Source organism: Nitrosomonas sp. TNE100 (assembly GCF_055387135.1).
Window position 1 is genome coordinate 668148 of record NZ_AP040997.1, and the last position, 16527, is coordinate 684674.

Sequence of the window (16527 nt, forward strand, 5' to 3'; positions counted from 1 at the left end):
ACAAGGTGCTCTGCAAAAAAATTACTGAATATGGCCAATGCTCGCGCAGATGTGAGGCATTGGCTAGAGAATTTTGATTTAAATTGCATGTAATAGACTATTTTCTATCACAACTGATGGGGAAGGTTATGCATGCCTATTCACAAGATCTTCGAGATCGTATTCTGGGTGCGTTGGATCGTGGCGAAGGTCCAACGGCAATTGCCCGGCGCTTTGAGGTGAGTCGCATGTGGGTGTATCAGGTACGCAAGCGATGGAAAGAAGAGGGCCAGCGCCCTAGCTTGCCGATGGGAGGTTATCGGCGATCCCGCATTGCGCACAAGGAAGCGCAGATTCGGCAATGGATAGAAGCCACGCCGGATCTAACGCTTGTCGAGCTTAGTGAACGTTTGGCTGCGGAAGGCACTCAGATCAAAGTGCCGGCGCTATGGTATCAACTGAACAAATGGGGGTTGAGTTTTAAAAAAAACCCTGCACGCCAGCGAGCAATCGCGCACAGACGTACGTCAGGCACGAACTGAGTGGGCCCGCGAGCAAGCAGCATTATGGTGGCCGACAACCTGTCTTGTCACAAGATTTAAGGCGTCCGCGCAGCCATTGAAGCGGCAGGTGCCACGCTGCTCTACTTACCGCCGTATTCATCACCTGATCTGAATCCAATCGAGAAAATGTTCTCCAAACTCAAAGCCCTATTATGCAAAGCCGCCAAACGAACCATGGATGCCTTATGGGCGCAGATCGGCAAAGTGTTGGATCTGTTCACTCCCGAGGAGTGTGCCAACTACTTCGCTTCATGTGGATATGTAAACAAGTAAACTAAAAATGCTCTAGGGTATGAAATAGCTGAGCAGTATTACGTCTACTATTTTGGCCTGTTCTCGATTCTGGTGTACCAGCCCTGATAGACTTCATCCGGCCACAGGGATTTTATCCAGATCAGGATGTCATCAATTTCCTGATCTGTAAGGATCCCTTCCCAACCAGGCATACGACCTTCTCCCGGAGGGCCGCCGTTTAGTATAAAGCGTTTCAGTTCTTCGGTGGAATGGTGCCAGGCGTGTGCAGTGCCATTCAGTGGTGGTGGTGGGTATCTGCCATTTTCCAGTGGTTTGCGCCAATCCGGAGTGCCTTCCGCATTCTGACCGTGACACACCGCACAGTTTTTCTGGAAAAGTGTTTGGCCATGCGCAACTTGATCGGGGTCAAAATCGCGTGTGATCTGTTCCGGAGATATATCCCTGCCCAAAATACGATCTAAGGCGCTGCCTGCCGAGCGAGTGTCAGTTTGCTCTGAGCAGGCAGCAATAAGTAACAATGACATGAGCGCTACGGCTCTTGCAGGTATCACGTTATTTAAGTCTTAGAATTGATTTGGTTGTACTGTTTTCAGGTATTTTATCTGTCTGTGATTTGCCCGGACCATATCGGTTGTAGATTTCTGCTGCGCTGCGTTTGTCTCCAGGTTTTCTGATTAGCAGCACGTTATAGGCATCAACACGTCCGGTTTCCATACCCGGGGAGCCATGTGGCATTCCGGGGGCTGACAGGCCAACTGCTCTCGGGCGTTCTTTCAGTAATTGTTTGATGTCATCAACCGGAACATGCCCTTCTATGGCATAGCCATTAACCAGGGCGGTATGACACGACCCCAGTTCGGTGGAGATGCCAGCTTCTGCTCTGGCATTATCGTTACCGACATCATGGATGTTAACGGTGAATCCGTTGTCGCGCATGATATCCACCCATTTGGCACAACAGCCACAAGTTGGGCTTTTATACACTTCCATGGTTGCAGCCATTGCCGTGCTGGCGACGCCTGTTAGTGCGATGGTTAGCAGGGAACGGGTAAAGAATTTATTGAGTTGTTTTTTCATGTGCTCTCCGATATGGTTTTGCCTTGTATTCGCTTGAATTGGTTGGGACTGAACAATTAATGATAAGCGCGTATCCTGGGCATTTAGAAAAATGGAATTGTTTCTTGCGCGGTTGGACATTGATAGCGTGTATAACGTTCTCCCTGATCCCTGGCTGGCAGTCGTTACATTGTTATAATTTTTTGCTTGAGTGGTGTCGTTATTCAACAAATATGAAACCTTGAAGATATAACTATAACCGACTTTCTCATATATCCGTGATAGACAGCAGAAACAACTAATTATTGTATTGTTCAAGTGTTAATTTATACAAATGTTCTTTCCTTAACTTTGTGTGAAATAGTTACCTGGCTGATTTTTTTTGATAGCTTTCTTATTTTATTTTTCTATAAATTCATATGATTACGGATACATTTTCCAGAAAATCCGAATACAACACTAATAAGTTGCGTAAAAGGCTGAGGCGGCTTGTTGGCACGGCCATTGCCGATTTTAATATGATTGAGAGCGGTGACCGGATTATGGTGTGTTTGTCCGGTGGAAAGGATAGCTATGCGCTGCTGGATATTTTGCGCAATTTGCAAGCACATGCGCCACTGGATTTCGAACTGATTGCAGTTAATCTGGACCAGAAGCAGCCGGGTTTTCCTGAGCATGTATTGCCTGGTTATTTGTCAGAAATAAATATGCCCTTTCGTATTGTTGAACAGGATACCTATAGTGTTGTAAAACGAGTGATTGCTGAGGGGAAAACGACCTGTAGCCTGTGTTCCCGTTTGCGCAGAGGGGTGCTTTACCGGGTGGCAACCGAGCTGGGGGCAACCAAGATTGCCCTGGGACACCATCGCGACGATATTCTGGAGACTTTTTTTCTGAATATGTTTTATGGGGGCAAACTGAAAGCAATGCCTCCCAAACTGGTAAGTGATGACGGGTGTCATGTGGTAATCCGACCGCTGGCATATTGCAAGGAAAAAGATCTGGCGGCTTATGCCCAGCTTGTCCAGTTTCCTATTATTCCTTGCAATTTATGTGGTTCGCAGCCGAACCTGCAGCGGCAGGTAATTAAGGAAATGATGCAGCAATGGGATAAGAAATACCCCGGTCGGCTTGAAACGATGTTTACAGCTTTACAAAATATTCAGCTTTCACACTTGGCGGATACCAGCCGCTATGATTTTGTCGGAATCAAACCACATGGTATTGCGACGGAAGAAGGGGACAAGGCATTTGATGAGGAGTCACTTCCTGACAGCCCGGTTGGTATGAATCATGATGATGTCGCATCCGAGCTGGATGAAGCATGCAGTATCGAGGCTGTCCAGGGTGGCGCTATATAGCATGTCTTCTTCAGTATATCTCTGCTTTACTCAATCCCGGCTTCGTGCGCTTGTTGATCAGCATGATAGCTGGAGCGTACCATTGGACCGCAAGCAGCGTGGCTGAATCCAAGATTGGTGGCAATGCGTTCGAAGGTTTTAAAATCTTCGGGTGAAACATAGCGCATGACCGGGTGGTGACCAATGCTGGGTTGCAAATATTGGCCAATGGTCAGCATATTGACTTGATGTGCGCGTAAATCCTGCATAACCCCGATAATTTCTTCATCGGTTTCCCCCAGCCCCAGCATCAGACCGGATTTGGTCGGAATATGAGGGAAAGCTGCTTTGAAATCCTTGAGCAATTGCAATGAATGTACGTAGTCTGCGCCCGGCCGGCATTGCTTATATAAGCGCGGCACAGTTTCCAGGTTATGGTTCATCACATCAGGTGGACAGGCAGATAGTTTCTCCAGTGCGATTTCCAGTCGGCCACGAAAATCCGGGACCAGGATTTCAATCCGTGTTTGTGGAGATTGAGCGCGAATTGCGCGGATGCAATCTGCAAAGTGTTGTGCCCCTCCGTCTCTAAGATCATCGCGATCCACGCTTGTGATGACGACATAATTGAGTTTCAGCACTGCGATAGATTTGGCCAGATGCATAGGTTCATCCGGATCGGGGGCATGGGGCCGTCCATGCGCTACATCACAGAACGGACAACGCCTGGTACATAAGTCACCGAGTATCATGAAGGTTGCCGTACCGCGCCCGAAACATTCCCCAATATTCGGGCAGGAGGCTTCCTCGCAGACGGTATGTAATTTATTCTCGCGCAGCAGGCGTTTTACTTCCTGGTATCTCTGGCTGTTGGGCGAACGCACGCGAATCCAGGAGGGTTTGCGCAATAGCTGGCCGGATTGTTCTAGATCAATTTTAATTGGGTTGCGTGCCGTTTTGGCAGTGCCTCTTTGGTGGGTATCAGCGACCATGGGGGGTGATTATCCTATGGGTTAGTTGAGCAATAAAATTCTGTGCCAGTTTGTCAGCAAGTACTTCTTTGTTATCCGATATGCCGAGCTCTTTTGCCTGTGTGACACGCAAGCCGGGATAACCGCAAGGATTGATTGCAACAAAGGGAGCAAGATCCATGTCAGCATTAAAGGCGATGCCGTGGTAGCACGCGCCGCGTCTTATTTTCAGTCCCAACGAGGCAATTTTGGCGCCGTTGACGTACACTCCGGGCGCATCTTGGCTGCCGTTTGCAACGATATCGTATTCATCCATTAAGTTTATCACGGCCCCTTCCATTTTTCTGACCAGTTGTCTGATACTAAGCTGCCAGCGATGTAAGTCCAGCAATAGATACATGATTATCTGCCCGGGGCCGTGATAGGTTATTTGCCCCCCTCGGTCGGTTTTGATGACGGGGATGTTGTTAGGGAAAAGCAGGTGCTCAGGTTTCCCAGCAATTCCCTGAGTGTAAACTGGAGGGTGTTCCAATAGCCAGATCTCATCAGGAGTTTCACGAGTACGCTGCTGCGTAAAATCTTTCATGGCCTGCCAGGCTGTGAGGTATTCCGTAATCCCCATGTTTTTTACTGTGACGGTAAACATATAGCCTGTTTTCGGAGCGTGATTCAGTTTTTTAGTTTGCATGCCCGTTGTTCAGGGTGGGACATGTGTTTTTCTACAGAATGGGCTTATTACTCGTGGTGAGTATGATGATATCGAACACTGATCAGCCTACAGAAGCATCGTTACCATTGGGTGGTTATGCAGTGTCTGATAGAGAGAATCCAGCTGTGTGCGTGAAGTTGCGCGGATTGTGCAGGTAAGGCTCAGGTAAGTTCCACTTTTACTGGTACGAACTTCGAGAGTTGTATCGTCAAAGTCAGGGGCATATGTTTTGACAATGGCCAGCATGGATTGAGTGAATCCCTGCTGTGCCTTCCCCATAATTTTTATTGGGAAATCACAAGGATATTCAATAAGCGATTCTTCTGTCATGAGATTGTATTACTGGGACGAGGTGTGTCCGCGCATGACTGTCTGTTTATATGCTTGATAGTGCCGATTGAGTTGCTGAAATATGGGGCCGGGCACACCATTGCCAACTGACTGCCCATCGAGTCGGGTAATGGGAAGGATCTCTTTGGTGGAAGAGGTGAGCATAACTTCCTGAGCGGTACGTAATTCAGTCTCTGAGACATCTCTTATTGCGTGAGGAATGTCATGAGTTACGGCCAGTTCCAGTACCACATCGTAGGTGGTACCAGGCAATATACGATGATCTTTGGGGGGGGTCAGCAGCTGGTTGCCTTTCACAATAAAAATATTGCTGGCTGCTCCCTCGGTCAGCAATCCATTGCGCAGCAGGATGGTTTCCATGGCATGCTCATCCACCGAAAGCTGGCGTAATAATATATTAGGCAAGAGAGAAATGGTCTTGATATCGCAGCGACCCCAGCGATTGTCTTGTGCAGTGACAGCCGATGCTCCGGATGCGAGCAATCCTTCGGGCGGCGTCAGTAGAGGGCTGCTCATCATAAAGACGGTTGGTGTTATTCCGTGAGGGAATGCGTGATCACGTTTCGCTACGCCACGAGTAATATGCAAGTAAAGATACTGGTCATCGTATTCGTTCAGCTCAATTATGCGTGTAACCAGATCAATCCATTGTTTTTCAGTATGTGGATTCTGGAGGCGTATCCCATCAAGGCTGTACTGCAGGCGGGAAAGATGTTCGTTCAGCCGGAACGGTTTGCGCGAATAGACCGGTATAAGCTCATAGACCCCATCTCCAAAAATGAAACCTCTATCCAGTACCGGAACCGTAGCTTGTTCTATTGGTAGAAATTTTCCGTTGAGATAAATCATGCTTTTATTGTCCGCGAGATTAGTTGAACAGCATTTTCAGATTATCCCATGCGCGCCCGAAGAAATTGGCTGTATCAACAGCTTCCAGCGCAACCAGGGGGTAAGTGGCCACTTCCAATCCATCCAGGACAAATTTTACCTTTCCTATTTCCTGGCCTTGATCAATGGGTGCAATAAGTGGCTGGCGATATTCCATTCGAGCCTTTACCCCTTCGACCTTACCTTTAGGGAGTGAAAAATAGATATCCTGATTAAAGCCGACTTTTATTTTATTTTGTGTGCCTTTCCAGATTTGAACATTTGCGACCGGCTGGTTCTTTTTGTAAGGGTGTGCCGTATCGAAAAACTGGAACCCATAATTTAGCAGGCGTTGGCTTTCAATGCTGCGTGCATTAGGTGAAGCGGTACCCATCACCACAGAGATAAGGCGCCGATGATCACGTTTTGCTGAGGTAACCAGGCAGTATCCGGCAGCTTCCGTCCACCCTGTTTTCATGCCGTCAACATTAGGATCCGTCCATAGAAGGCGGTTACGGTTTTGCTGGGTAATGCCGTTGTAGGTATATTCGCGTAAGGAGTAGAGTGGGTAGTATTCTGGAAAATCCCTAATAATGGCGCCTGCCAATAATGCCAGATCATTAGCTGTGCTGTAGTGATCAGGATGAGTCAGACCAGTTGAGTTGGTGAAATGCGTGTTGTGCATGCCCAAGCGTTTTGCTTCTTCATTCATCATGTGCACAAGCAGATCCTCTGAACCGGCGATCAGCTCTGCTAGGGCAACGCAGGCATCGTTCCCTGATTGTACAATTACCCCATGAATTAACTCATCAACAGTTACTGGTTTGTTTGGCTCGATAAACATACGTGATCCTGCCATGCGCCAGGCTTTTTTGGATACGGGCACGACCTGGTCCAGCTTTATACGTTCCTGCTTCAGCGCGGAGAAGACAACGTAGGCTGTCATCAGCTTGGTGAGCGAAGCAGGATCCAGTCGTTCATGCGGGTTGGAGCTGGCGAGTGTCTGGCCGCTGTGAAAATCGGTCAGAGTAAAGGATTTGGCAGCAATTGACAGTTCCGGCTGTTGTGACCATGCCGGAAAAACGGGCATCAATAAGAACAGGAAGAGGATAAACTGTTTCATGAGGGTCAGCAAAAGCTTCATTATACTCTGACTTTGCAGCATGTATTTCTTGAATCCAGCTTGCCTGGATGCAAATTTGACATTCTTAATGCGCTAACTCATAATTCGCGGTTATCTTGTACTACAAAAACAAAGGATATTCAGTGAAAACCTTTTCTGCCAAGCCACATGAAGTAAAGCACGAGTGGTTTGTGGTTGACGCAACCGATAAAGTTCTGGGTAGATTGGCGGCAGCTATTGCTCATCGCTTGCGTGGCAAACATAAGCCTATTTATACACCGCACGTAGATACTGGTGATTATATTGTGGTTATCAACGTGGATAAATTGAGAGTCACTGGTAATAAGGCGGAAGATAAAATATATTATCGTCACAGTGGCTATCCCGGGGGGCTCTATGAGACCACCTTTAAAAAGATGCATGCGCGTTTTCCTGCCAGGCCACTTGAAAAAGCTGTGAAAGGTATGTTACCCAAGGGTCCACTTGGGTATGCCATGATAAAGAAATTGAAAATTTATGCCGGGGATATACATCCTCACGCGGCTCAGCAACCGCAGTCACTGGAAATTAACGCTTAATCTTATAAATTATGGCTATTCAATATAACTACGGAACCGGCCGTAGAAAAAGTGCAGTTGCACGGGTTTTTATTAAATCAGGTACAGGTGTTATCACGGTAAATCACAAACCTGCCGATGAGTATTTTTCTCGTGAAACAGGGCGTATGATTATCCGTCAGCCATTGGAGCTGACTGGGAACAGTACTAATCTGGATATTATGGTCAACATACACGGGGGTGGAGAATCCGGGCAGGCTGGTGCAGTCAGGCATGGCATTACCCGTGCGTTGATCGATTATGATGAAACGCTAAAGTCGGTTCTAAGTAAAGCAGGTTTTGTAACAAGAGATGCACGTGAAGTAGAGCGGAAGAAAGTTGGTTTTCGTAAAGCAAGACGTCGCAAACAGTTTTCTAAACGGTGATTGTTGTTGTTTTCTGGACAATACGAAAAAGCCGCCCTCTTTGTTGGGCGGCTTTTTCGTATTAGGTTCACAACACAAGATACCGACTGCTTTTTGATAAAAAATTAATTTTTTAGCTGTTGTTTCCTAGAGATGATTAATGTTGGTATTGTAGGTGGGACAGGTTATACGGGTGTCGAGTTATTACGTATTCTCGCACAGCACCCGAAAGCCAAGCTTAAAGTTATTACCTCTCGTCAAGAGGCTGGAATAGGAGTTGACGATCTTTTTTCCAGTTTGCGCGGACAGATTACGCTTAAATTCAGTGATCCGCTCAAGGTAGACTTTGGAAAATGTGATGTCGTCTTTTTCGCAACGCCAAATGGTATTGCTATGCAACAGGCAAGTGCATTACTTGGATCTGGAATAAAAGTTATTGATCTGTCTGCTGATTTCAGGATTAAAGACGTTGCGGAATGGGAGGAATGGTATGGCATGTCGCACACAGCTCCTGAATTGGTGGCTGAAGCAGTCTATGGTTTACCCGAAGTTAACCGTGAAAAAATCAGGAATGCAAGATTGATTGCTAATCCCGGTTGCTATCCAACAGCGGTGCAGCTGGGTTTTATCCCGCTGATCGAAGCAGGGGCCGTTGATGAAAATCATCTGATAGCCGATACCAAATCAGGTGTTTCCGGAGCAGGGCGCAAGGCCGAAATACACACACTATATGCAGAAGCATCAGACAATTTCAAGTCTTATGCCGTAGCGGGTCACCGTCATTTACCTGAAATCAGACAAGGCTTATCCGAAAGATCAGGTAAGCCGATTGACCTGACTTTCGTGCCTCATCTAACCCCAATGATTCGGGGCATTCATGCCACATTGTATGCAAGACTGACCCAAAATGTTGATTTACAAGCTTTATATGAAAGCCGTTACGCTAATGAACCCTTTGTTGATGTTCTTCCAGCAGGCAGCCATCCGGAAACACGTTCTGTACGTGGTTCAAATTTCTGCCGGATTGCAGTTCATCGTCCCCGGAATGGCGATACTGCAGTAATACTCTCGGTTACTGACAACTTGGTTAAAGGGGCTGCCGGACAGGCTGTTCAAAATATGAATATTATGTATGGGCTGCCAGAGAAGATGGGCATTCAGCATATTCCGTTGCTACCCTAGCAGTTTGTGATTAAAGAGTGAAGTGACTGAAAGAACGTCATATTGCAGATAATATATGCATAGTAATACCCCGGGAATTTCTGAAGAATAAGGGAACGAATTGCTGCATAACAAAAAAAATATTAATGCACCCAGGGTGGTTATACGTCCTCATGTTCCCTGGTATCGACGTTTGCTGATAGCGGCTATTGGGATATTACTGGTAGCCTTGCTTGCTTATGGAATGTACATGGTTGGGCAGGGAGCGGCTCAACCAGCCAGTAACGTTGTAGCCGATCCAGTTCTTGAACAGATACTGGAATCGAACAGTTGTCTAGAGAAATATGACTCTGCTCTTTGCTCACAGCTTGCAGAGCTTGTCAGGCAGCTGCAGATCAGCAACGCGACCCGCGCTGATCTGGTAAAGCAGGTTAAGTCTCTGGATGAGGAAAATGAGCGCCTGAGAGAGGACCTGAGCTTATTTCAGCAGATGGTTTCCGGTAATGAGGATTTACCTGGCGTCGAACTGGTTATTCATCGTTTTACGCTTGAACAAGGTCAGCTTCCTGGTGAATACCTGTATACACTATTACTTGCCCAAGGTAGTCAGCGTTCAAAAGAATTCAACGGTAAACTGGAGTTTGTGGTTGGGTTGCTTCAGAATGGTGAAGAAAAATTCATTTCTCTTGTAGACGAGAATGCATCCAAAGAATTTCCAATAAACTTTCGCTTCTACCACAGACTGGAGAAAAGCTTCCAAATACCAGCTGATACGGTAGTGAAAAATTTGCAGGTTTTTATCTATGAGAATGGTTTAAATGAAGCAGTGCTGACAAAAACGATTCAGTTATCTCAAAAGGAATCGGGGAATGTTCGGAAAAAAACGTAGGGTAGTCAGTGATATCGATACGTTAATCGGGGAAAATACCGTGATTACCGGTGATATCCAGTTTGCTGGCGGATTGCGGGTTGATGGCCGTATCAGCGGTAGCATCATGGCGGCGGGCAATAAGCAGCATTCCTTGCTTGTGTTGAGTGAACAAGGGGTGATTGAAGGAAAAATCAAGGTGCCGTATCTGGTGATTAATGGAATCGTCAAAGGACCGATTCACTCCGATGAGAGTCTTGAACTACAGCCTGGTGCAAAAATCACCGGGGATATTTACTACAAAACTATAAAAATTCACCAAGGTGCTGTAGTTGAAGGAAAAATGGTTTGTCATGAGAACTCGCAACCGGAGAAGCTGATTACCTACGTCGCATCAGCCGAGGAGCAGAAAGAAAAAGCGGAATAAAATTCTATTGCGGTTGATTTGACCTGTCTAACCCAGTATTTCTGTTGCGTGCTGAAGTGTGGCAGCGGTCAGATTTTCACCACCCAGCATACGAGCAATTTCCTCAACTCTTTCTGCTGCATCAAGTTCTGCAATATGGCTAGCTGGCAGTTGGTTATCATCTATTCCGGCAGTTTTAGATACACGCCAATGATGATCGCCTTTGGCCGCTACCTGCGGAAGATGAGTAATACTGATTACCTGCCGCGTTTCTCCCAGTTGATGCAGCAATTTACCGATTATTTCAGCGATGCGTCCACCTATTCCGGTGTCTATTTCGTCAAAAATAAGAGTGGGAGTGGTGCCAATCTTGCTTGTAATAACCTGAATCGCCAGGCTGATACGCGATAACTCACCGCCAGAGGCTACTTTATTCAGTGGCCGCAATGGCAGATCTTTGTGGGCGGATACCTGAAATTCGATCTGCTCCAGGCCATGCAGATTGCCCGATGGCACTGGTATCAATGCCACATTGAAGCGACCACCGTCCATTGCCAGCGCCTGCATGGATTCTGTGACTTGCTCGGACAGCTGATTTGCCGCACTCTGCCTTGCCTGACTTAATTTGTCTGCAAGATTTTTATAATCATTGCGAGCAGATTTCTCTGCTTCTGCCAACATTTCGTTGTTTGAAATGTTTCCCACTATCTCCAGATGCTGTCTGGTTGTTTCCAATAGCTCCGGTAGCATTTCCGGAGAGACGCGATATTTCCTGGCCGTTCCATGGATAGCAGCAATACGTGTCTCGATTTCCTGCAGCTTGCGGGGATCAATGTCCAGATGTTGCTGATAGTATTTCAGTTCATATACTGCTTCCTGAAGTTGTATTTGTGATGATTGTAACTGGCTGCAAATTGGTTCAAGTGTTTTGTCAATATTCGACAAGCTGTGCAAGTGGGCGATCACTGCGCTGAGTTGTGGCAATACCGCAGCTTCACTTTCCGATAATGCTTCCAGACTGGACTGAGCAGTTTCCAGCAGGCTGGCTGTATGCGTCAGCCGGTTGTGTTCTGCTTGCAGGGTTTCCCATTCTTCAGATGAAAAGTGCAGAGCAGTCAGTTCCTGCAGTTGCCATGACAGAAGTTCGTGCTCTCGTATATTTTGCTCGCTTTGCTGTTTCCACGAGAGTCTTTGCTGACATAGATCTTGCCAGTGCCGATAGGAGGAGGCGACTCGCCGAGCAAGATCTGATTCACCGGCCCAGGTGTCCAGCAGTTCGCGCTGTTTGTGGCCCTGCATCAGCAACTGGTGTGCATGTTGACCATGGATATCAACCAGCCATTCACCTGCTGTTCGCAATTGTTGCAGGGTGGCAGCGTGTCCATTGATGAAATTACGCGAACGTCCGCTGGTTTCCATGATTCTGCGCAGCAGACAAATGCCGGTTTCGTCTTCCAGTGCATTCTCCTGTAACCATGTCTGTAGCGCAGGAATGGCGCTTACATCAAATTGTGCGGTGATTTCGGCACGTTTACAGCCATGCCTGATTTGACTTGTGTCGGCGCGTCTGCCTAATACAAGTTCCAGTGCGTCGATTAGAATGGATTTTCCTGCACCTGTCTCACCTGTCAGAACGGTAAAACCGGGTTTGAAGAGCAGATCAATGTAATCAACTATAACGAAATTCTGAATAGATAGATTTTGCAACATGGATACTAACTAACGGCTGTTTTTCTGAAGGATGCTGCTCCAACCGAGTTTTTCCCGCAGCATACGGTAGTAACTGTGATGGACGGGATGCAGAAGTTTTATTGTTTCCGGACAGCGCCGAACCAATACTCTGTCATGCTCGCCCAGATCAAACCAGGAATGGCTATCTGTATAGATCTTTGTCTCAGTTGTATAATGAATTTTGATTTCAATGACTGCATCTGCACCGATTACGATCGGACGGTTGCTAAGTGTATGCGGACAGACAGGAACCAATATCATCAGGTTGAGTCCTGGGTGCAGGATCGGCCCACCGGAGGAAAGTGCATAGGCTGTTGATCCGGTAGGGGTTGCAATAATGAGGCCATCTGATCTTAAAGAATAAACATATTCTCCATTGATATGGACCTCAAGCTCGATCATGCCACTGCTGATGCCGCGATGAAGCACTACATCGTTGAAAGCCAGTTCTTTAAAGACGCTTTCCCCATGACGTGTGACTTCGGTGGTGAGCAGCATCCTGTTCTCTACAATAAATTGGCCCGCTAGCATGTCATTCAGGGTTGCATACATGGTATCGACGGTAAGATCTGTCAGAAATCCTAATCTGCCCTGATTGATACCGATCAACGGAACACTAAATGGAACGAGTGTACGAGCAATATTAAGCATGGTGCCATCTCCCCCCAGCACAATTGCAAGATCAGCCTGTCTGCCGATTTCTTCCAGAGCCACTACGGGATATTGGTTTTTGCCAATATGCGCGGCTGTTAAATCATCCAGTACCACGCTGGTGCCCCGATCAGTCAGATATTCTGCCAGATTCAGCAGAGGCGTCATGATATCGGGATTTTTGTGTTTCCCGATCAATGCGATTGTTTTGAATAAAGTGCTGCCCATGTATGAAAAGGGAGGTGGAACAGTAAAAATATCCGGATTCCTGCTGCAGGTGATCAGGATGAATTCAAGTGATTGTAAGTACTGGATATTACCGTAGCCTATCCCAAAAAAGTAAAAATGAGTTGAAAAACTGTATTCCACTTATATGTAGCATTTGAAATCCCCGCTTTAGGCTGTCTCTGCTCGTGGCAGGACCGATTCGTGTAAAATAAATATATGCTTAACGAACGCGCGAAAATTCTGCTTAAAACCTTGGTTGAACGGTATATCCATGAAGGCCAACCTGTTGGTTCGCGTTCGCTCGCCAAGTTTTCAGGACTGGATCTGAGTCCGGCCACGATTCGTAATGTAATGACTGATCTGGAGGAAATGGGGTTTGTTTCCAGCCCGCATACATCTGCCGGGCGTATGCCAACCACACTTGGCTACCGTTTTTTTGTTGATACCTTGTTGGTGGTGCAATCTCTGGATAATGAACAGATTACTCTACTGGAAAACCGGATGCACCCAAATAACCCATCGCATTTGATTAATGTTACCTCTCGCTTGCTTTCAGATTTGACTCAGTTTGTTGGTGTGGTGGTAACACCCAAGCGAATGGGAGGGGCGGTATTTCGCCATATTGAATTTGTGCCATTATCTGAAAAACGGATTCTCCTGATTCTGGTAACGCCAGAGGGGGATGTTCAGAACCGGATTATTTTTACTGAAACGGTTTATAACCAGTCTGACCTAATTGAGGCTGGGAATTTTCTCAATCAGCACTATGCTGGTTGCGCGCTGGAAGAAATTCGTTCCGGGTTACAGCACGAATTGACACAGTTGCGCCGGAATATGACAGATCTTATGAATGCGGCAATAGAAATAGGTAATGCTGCGCTGCAGGAAAGCAGTGAAGCAGTGGTGATTGCCGGAGAACACAAACTGTTTGATGTTCGTGATTTATCGGAAAATCTGTCTAGTTTGAAACAATTATTCGAGCTGTTTGAGCGAAAATCAAAGTTGTTGCAGTTAATGGAATTAAGTCGCCAGGCGTGCGGCGTTAAAATCTTTATTGGTGGTGAGTCTGATGAAACCATGCTGGAAGAGATCAGTGTGGTAACTGCACCCTATGAAATGGAAGGTAAAATTGTAGGTACTGTGGGGGTGATCGGTCCACGACGTATGGCTTATGAGCGCATTATCCCTATTGTTGATATAACTGCCCGCCTGCTTTCAAATAATCTGTCGTAATATCCCGTCCTCTATTTTTATGTCACGAATAATATTACCGGAGCCGGCTTATCAACACGGTTCAATTGATAGAGTCGGTGTTCTGCTGATTAATCTGGGTACGCCAGATGCTCCGAATGCCAAGTCCCTGCGAATCTATCTAAGACAATTTCTGAGTGAGCCTCGTATTGTGGAGTTCCCGCGCTGGTTGTGGTGGCTTATTCTGAACGGTATTATTTTGAATATCCGGCCAGGTAAATCAGCAAAGAAGTATGCGCAAATCTGGACGCCAGAAGGTTCTCCACTGAAAATACATACCGAGCGTCAGACAGAACTTGTCGCAGCTTTACTGAAGAAACAGCTCAATTCGGTTCCGATAGTTGAATATGCAATGATTGTCGGCAATCCATCTATCGCAGAGAGGTTACAGCGGATGAGAGAGCAGGGTTGCAGCCGGATTTTGGTGATGTCATTATTTCCCCAGTATGCTGCCAGTAGCGCCGGTTGTGCATTGGATAGTGTTTTTACTGAGTTGAGAAAGATGCGTAATATCCCTGATATTCGCACCGTCAAGCACTACCACGATGATCCGGGCTATATTGCAGCATTGGCGCAGAATGTTCGTGATTACTGGGAGAAACACGGGAGACCTGACAAGCTGGTTATCAGCTTTCACGGTGTGCCGCGTAAAACGCTGGAGATGGGCGATCCTTATCATTGTGAATGTCAAAAAACCGGGCGATTACTGGCTGAAGCACTGGAACTAACGAATGACCAGTATCAAGTATGCTTTCAGTCGCGTTTTGGCTTTTCTCAGTGGTTGAGTCCCTATACTTCAGAAGTTCTAAAAGAATTAGGCAAACAGGAAACCGGGCGGGTGGATGTTGTCTGCCCAGGATTCGTCTCGGACTGTCTGGAAACACTCGAGGAAATCGCAATGGAAGGTAAAACAACCTTTACCGAGGCCGGAGGGGGGGAATTTCACTACATTCCCAGCCTCAATGAACATCCGGAGTGGATTAAAGCGATGAGAGACATGATTCAAGCACACTTAACAGGCTGGGTTGTCCGGCAACCTTCCGAAGAGGATGCTGAGCAGTCGCGTAAACGGGCGCTGGAGCTGGGAGCAGAAGAATGATTAGTGCATCATTTGTATTCTTGTTGATTGATAATCCGCGCAGGGGATTTGCTCTGAATTGGAGCTGAAGATATGATCGATTTATATCTGGTTATGGTCGGGGGAGAAGAATGAGTACATTAATGATGAAGCTATTGTTCGCCTTCCTGTGGATCAACTTTCTGACAGCCTGTGCAACTTCTCCTACCGGCCGAACGCAGCTTGTATTTATGCCGGATACAGAGGTAAACAGCATGGGTCTACAGGCATTTGATACTTTGAAGCGTGAAAAGCAGATCAGTCATGATGCGGTGAGTAATCGGTTTGTCAGTTGTGTTGCCAGCGCAATTACCCGGGAAGTGGGGGGTGAATGGGAAGTGGTCGTATTTAAAGACCAGTCACTGAATGCATTTGCGTTGCCTGGTGGGAAAATTGGTGTGCATACTGGCTTACTCAATCTGGTGGATAACCAGGATCAGCTGGCAGTTATCATTGGTCATGAAGTCGGGCATGTGATGGCTCGCCATAGTAATGAACGTTTATCTCAACAGGTTGGAACAAACCTGGGAATATCGCTTGTCCAGGCAGTTGCTGCACCTCAATCTACGTTGGGGCAAACTGCAATCGGTTTGCTGGGGATTGGGGCACAGTATGGGATTATTATGCCGTATAGCAGATTACAGGAATCCGAGGCGGATATGATTGGTCTGGACTTGATGGCCAAGGCAGGATTCAACCCGTCGGAAAGTGTAAAACTGTGGCAAAAGATGGAGCAGGCCAGCCAGGATGCACCGATAGAATTCCTTTCCACCCACCCTTCGCACGCGTCCCGTATCCAGAATCTGCAGGCATATTTACCAAAAGCGCAACAATTACAGAAACAAGCGAATATTGCAGGGAAAAATCCACATTGTACTAAATGAAGAATATCGAATTCATTGGTAACTGCAGGCTGATGAGCAGCATCATTCGCTATGC

19 protein-coding genes and 1 pseudogene are annotated in these 16527 nt (G+C 46.8%); 11 read left to right on the forward strand and 9 right to left on the reverse strand.

Annotation, left to right across the window (positions count from 1 at the left end):
* Positions 1-128 precede the first annotated feature (128 nt).
* Together ACZ5EJ_RS03245 and ACZ5EJ_RS03250 are read left to right on the forward strand one after the other, a co-directional pair.
* A complete protein-coding gene (locus tag ACZ5EJ_RS03245; RefSeq protein ID WP_464557464.1) occupies positions 129-521 on the forward strand; it encodes a helix-turn-helix domain-containing protein in 393 nt (130 codons plus the stop codon).
* Between the two features lie 21 nt (positions 522-542).
* Positions 543-815, forward strand: a pseudogene (locus tag ACZ5EJ_RS03250) (transposase); the annotation flags it as partial.
* Positions 816-862: 47 nt separating this feature from the next.
* Here the strand turns inward: ACZ5EJ_RS03250 and ACZ5EJ_RS03255 are convergent.
* Together ACZ5EJ_RS03255 and ACZ5EJ_RS03260 are read right to left on the reverse strand one after the other, a co-directional pair.
* Positions 863-1321, reverse strand: coding sequence for a c-type cytochrome (locus ACZ5EJ_RS03255; protein ID WP_011633849.1), 459 nt, complete (start codon positions 1319-1321; stop codon positions 863-865).
* A 28-nt stretch (positions 1322-1349) separates the two neighbouring features.
* Positions 1350-1874 (reverse strand): DUF411 domain-containing protein, encoded by a 525-nt coding sequence (locus tag ACZ5EJ_RS03260; RefSeq protein WP_464557466.1) that lies wholly within the window; start codon positions 1872-1874, stop codon positions 1350-1352.
* A gap of 398 nt (positions 1875-2272) precedes the next feature.
* Between ACZ5EJ_RS03260 and ttcA the strand changes: the two genes are divergently transcribed.
* Entirely contained in the window at positions 2273-3214 is a 942-nt protein-coding gene (gene ttcA, locus ACZ5EJ_RS03265) for a tRNA 2-thiocytidine(32) synthetase TtcA (RefSeq protein WP_464557468.1), read from the forward strand.
* 26 nt (positions 3215-3240) lie between these two features.
* On the opposite strand, the gene lipA is transcribed toward ttcA, so the two are convergent.
* The 5 genes from lipA to ACZ5EJ_RS03290 all read right to left on the reverse strand — a co-directional run bounded on the left by lipA (position 3241) and on the right by ACZ5EJ_RS03290 (position 7214).
* Positions 3241-4185, reverse strand: a complete 945-nt coding sequence (gene lipA, locus ACZ5EJ_RS03270) for a lipoyl synthase (protein ID WP_074455562.1) — start codon at positions 4183-4185, stop codon at positions 3241-3243.
* Positions 4175-4852 (reverse strand): lipoyl(octanoyl) transferase LipB, encoded by a 678-nt coding sequence (gene lipB, locus ACZ5EJ_RS03275; RefSeq protein WP_464557470.1) that lies wholly within the window; start codon positions 4850-4852, stop codon positions 4175-4177. The genes lipA and lipB overlap by 11 nt, the downstream gene beginning before the upstream one ends.
* 87 nt (positions 4853-4939) lie before the next feature.
* On the reverse strand, positions 4940-5203 hold the full coding sequence (locus ACZ5EJ_RS03280; protein ID WP_074455560.1) for an HP0495 family protein: 264 nt from the start codon (positions 5201-5203) through the stop codon (positions 4940-4942).
* Between the two features lie 9 nt (positions 5204-5212).
* Positions 5213-6073, reverse strand: coding sequence for a D-amino acid aminotransferase (locus tag ACZ5EJ_RS03285; RefSeq protein WP_074455559.1), 861 nt, complete (start codon positions 6071-6073; stop codon positions 5213-5215).
* 19 nt (positions 6074-6092) lie between these two features.
* Positions 6093-7214, reverse strand: coding sequence for a D-alanyl-D-alanine carboxypeptidase family protein (locus tag ACZ5EJ_RS03290; RefSeq protein WP_041353704.1), 1122 nt, complete (start codon positions 7212-7214; stop codon positions 6093-6095).
* Positions 7215-7357: 143 nt separating this feature from the next.
* Between ACZ5EJ_RS03290 and rplM the strand changes: the two genes are divergently transcribed.
* The 5 genes from rplM (at position 7358) to ACZ5EJ_RS03315 (ending at position 10631) form a co-directional block, all read left to right on the forward strand.
* Entirely contained in the window at positions 7358-7792 is a 435-nt protein-coding gene (gene rplM, locus ACZ5EJ_RS03295; protein ID WP_011633857.1) for a 50S ribosomal protein L13, read from the forward strand.
* An 11-nt stretch (positions 7793-7803) separates the two neighbouring features.
* Positions 7804-8196 carry a 30S ribosomal protein S9 gene (gene rpsI / locus ACZ5EJ_RS03300; RefSeq protein ID WP_074455558.1) on the forward strand — a complete coding sequence of 131 codons (393 nt, stop codon included), beginning with the start codon at positions 7804-7806 and terminating at the stop codon, positions 8194-8196.
* A 132-nt stretch (positions 8197-8328) separates the two neighbouring features.
* Positions 8329-9357 (forward strand): N-acetyl-gamma-glutamyl-phosphate reductase, encoded by a 1029-nt coding sequence (gene argC, locus ACZ5EJ_RS03305; protein WP_074684855.1) that lies wholly within the window; start codon positions 8329-8331, stop codon positions 9355-9357.
* Positions 9358-9457: 100 nt separating this feature from the next.
* Positions 9458-10225, forward strand: coding sequence for a DUF6776 family protein (locus tag ACZ5EJ_RS03310; protein WP_074684854.1), 768 nt, complete (start codon positions 9458-9460; stop codon positions 10223-10225).
* Positions 10206-10631: a bactofilin family protein gene (locus tag ACZ5EJ_RS03315; protein WP_074684853.1), complete on the forward strand. Its 426-nt coding sequence runs from the start codon at positions 10206-10208 to the stop codon at positions 10629-10631. Before ACZ5EJ_RS03310 ends, ACZ5EJ_RS03315 begins: the two co-directional genes overlap by 20 nt.
* A gap of 27 nt (positions 10632-10658) precedes the next feature.
* On the opposite strand, the gene recN is transcribed toward ACZ5EJ_RS03315, so the two are convergent.
* Together recN and ACZ5EJ_RS03325 are read right to left on the reverse strand one after the other, a co-directional pair.
* Positions 10659-12320 carry a DNA repair protein RecN gene (gene recN / locus ACZ5EJ_RS03320; protein WP_074684852.1) on the reverse strand — a complete coding sequence of 554 codons (1662 nt, stop codon included), beginning with the start codon at positions 12318-12320 and terminating at the stop codon, positions 10659-10661.
* 9 nt (positions 12321-12329) lie between these two features.
* On the reverse strand, positions 12330-13220 hold the full coding sequence (locus tag ACZ5EJ_RS03325; protein ID WP_011633863.1) for an NAD kinase: 891 nt from the start codon (positions 13218-13220) through the stop codon (positions 12330-12332).
* A 216-nt stretch (positions 13221-13436) separates the two neighbouring features.
* Between ACZ5EJ_RS03325 and hrcA the strand changes: the two genes are divergently transcribed.
* The 3 genes from hrcA to ACZ5EJ_RS03340 all read left to right on the forward strand — a co-directional run bounded on the left by hrcA (position 13437) and on the right by ACZ5EJ_RS03340 (position 16472).
* Positions 13437-14453 carry a heat-inducible transcriptional repressor HrcA gene (gene hrcA / locus ACZ5EJ_RS03330; RefSeq protein ID WP_011633864.1) on the forward strand — a complete coding sequence of 339 codons (1017 nt, stop codon included), beginning with the start codon at positions 13437-13439 and terminating at the stop codon, positions 14451-14453.
* Between the two features lie 19 nt (positions 14454-14472).
* Positions 14473-15570 carry a ferrochelatase gene (hemH, locus tag ACZ5EJ_RS03335; protein WP_464557475.1) on the forward strand — a complete coding sequence of 366 codons (1098 nt, stop codon included), beginning with the start codon at positions 14473-14475 and terminating at the stop codon, positions 15568-15570.
* A 110-nt stretch (positions 15571-15680) separates the two neighbouring features.
* Positions 15681-16472: a M48 family metallopeptidase gene (locus tag ACZ5EJ_RS03340; RefSeq protein WP_011633866.1), complete on the forward strand. Its 792-nt coding sequence runs from the start codon at positions 15681-15683 to the stop codon at positions 16470-16472.
* Positions 16473-16527: the final 55 nt, after the last annotated feature.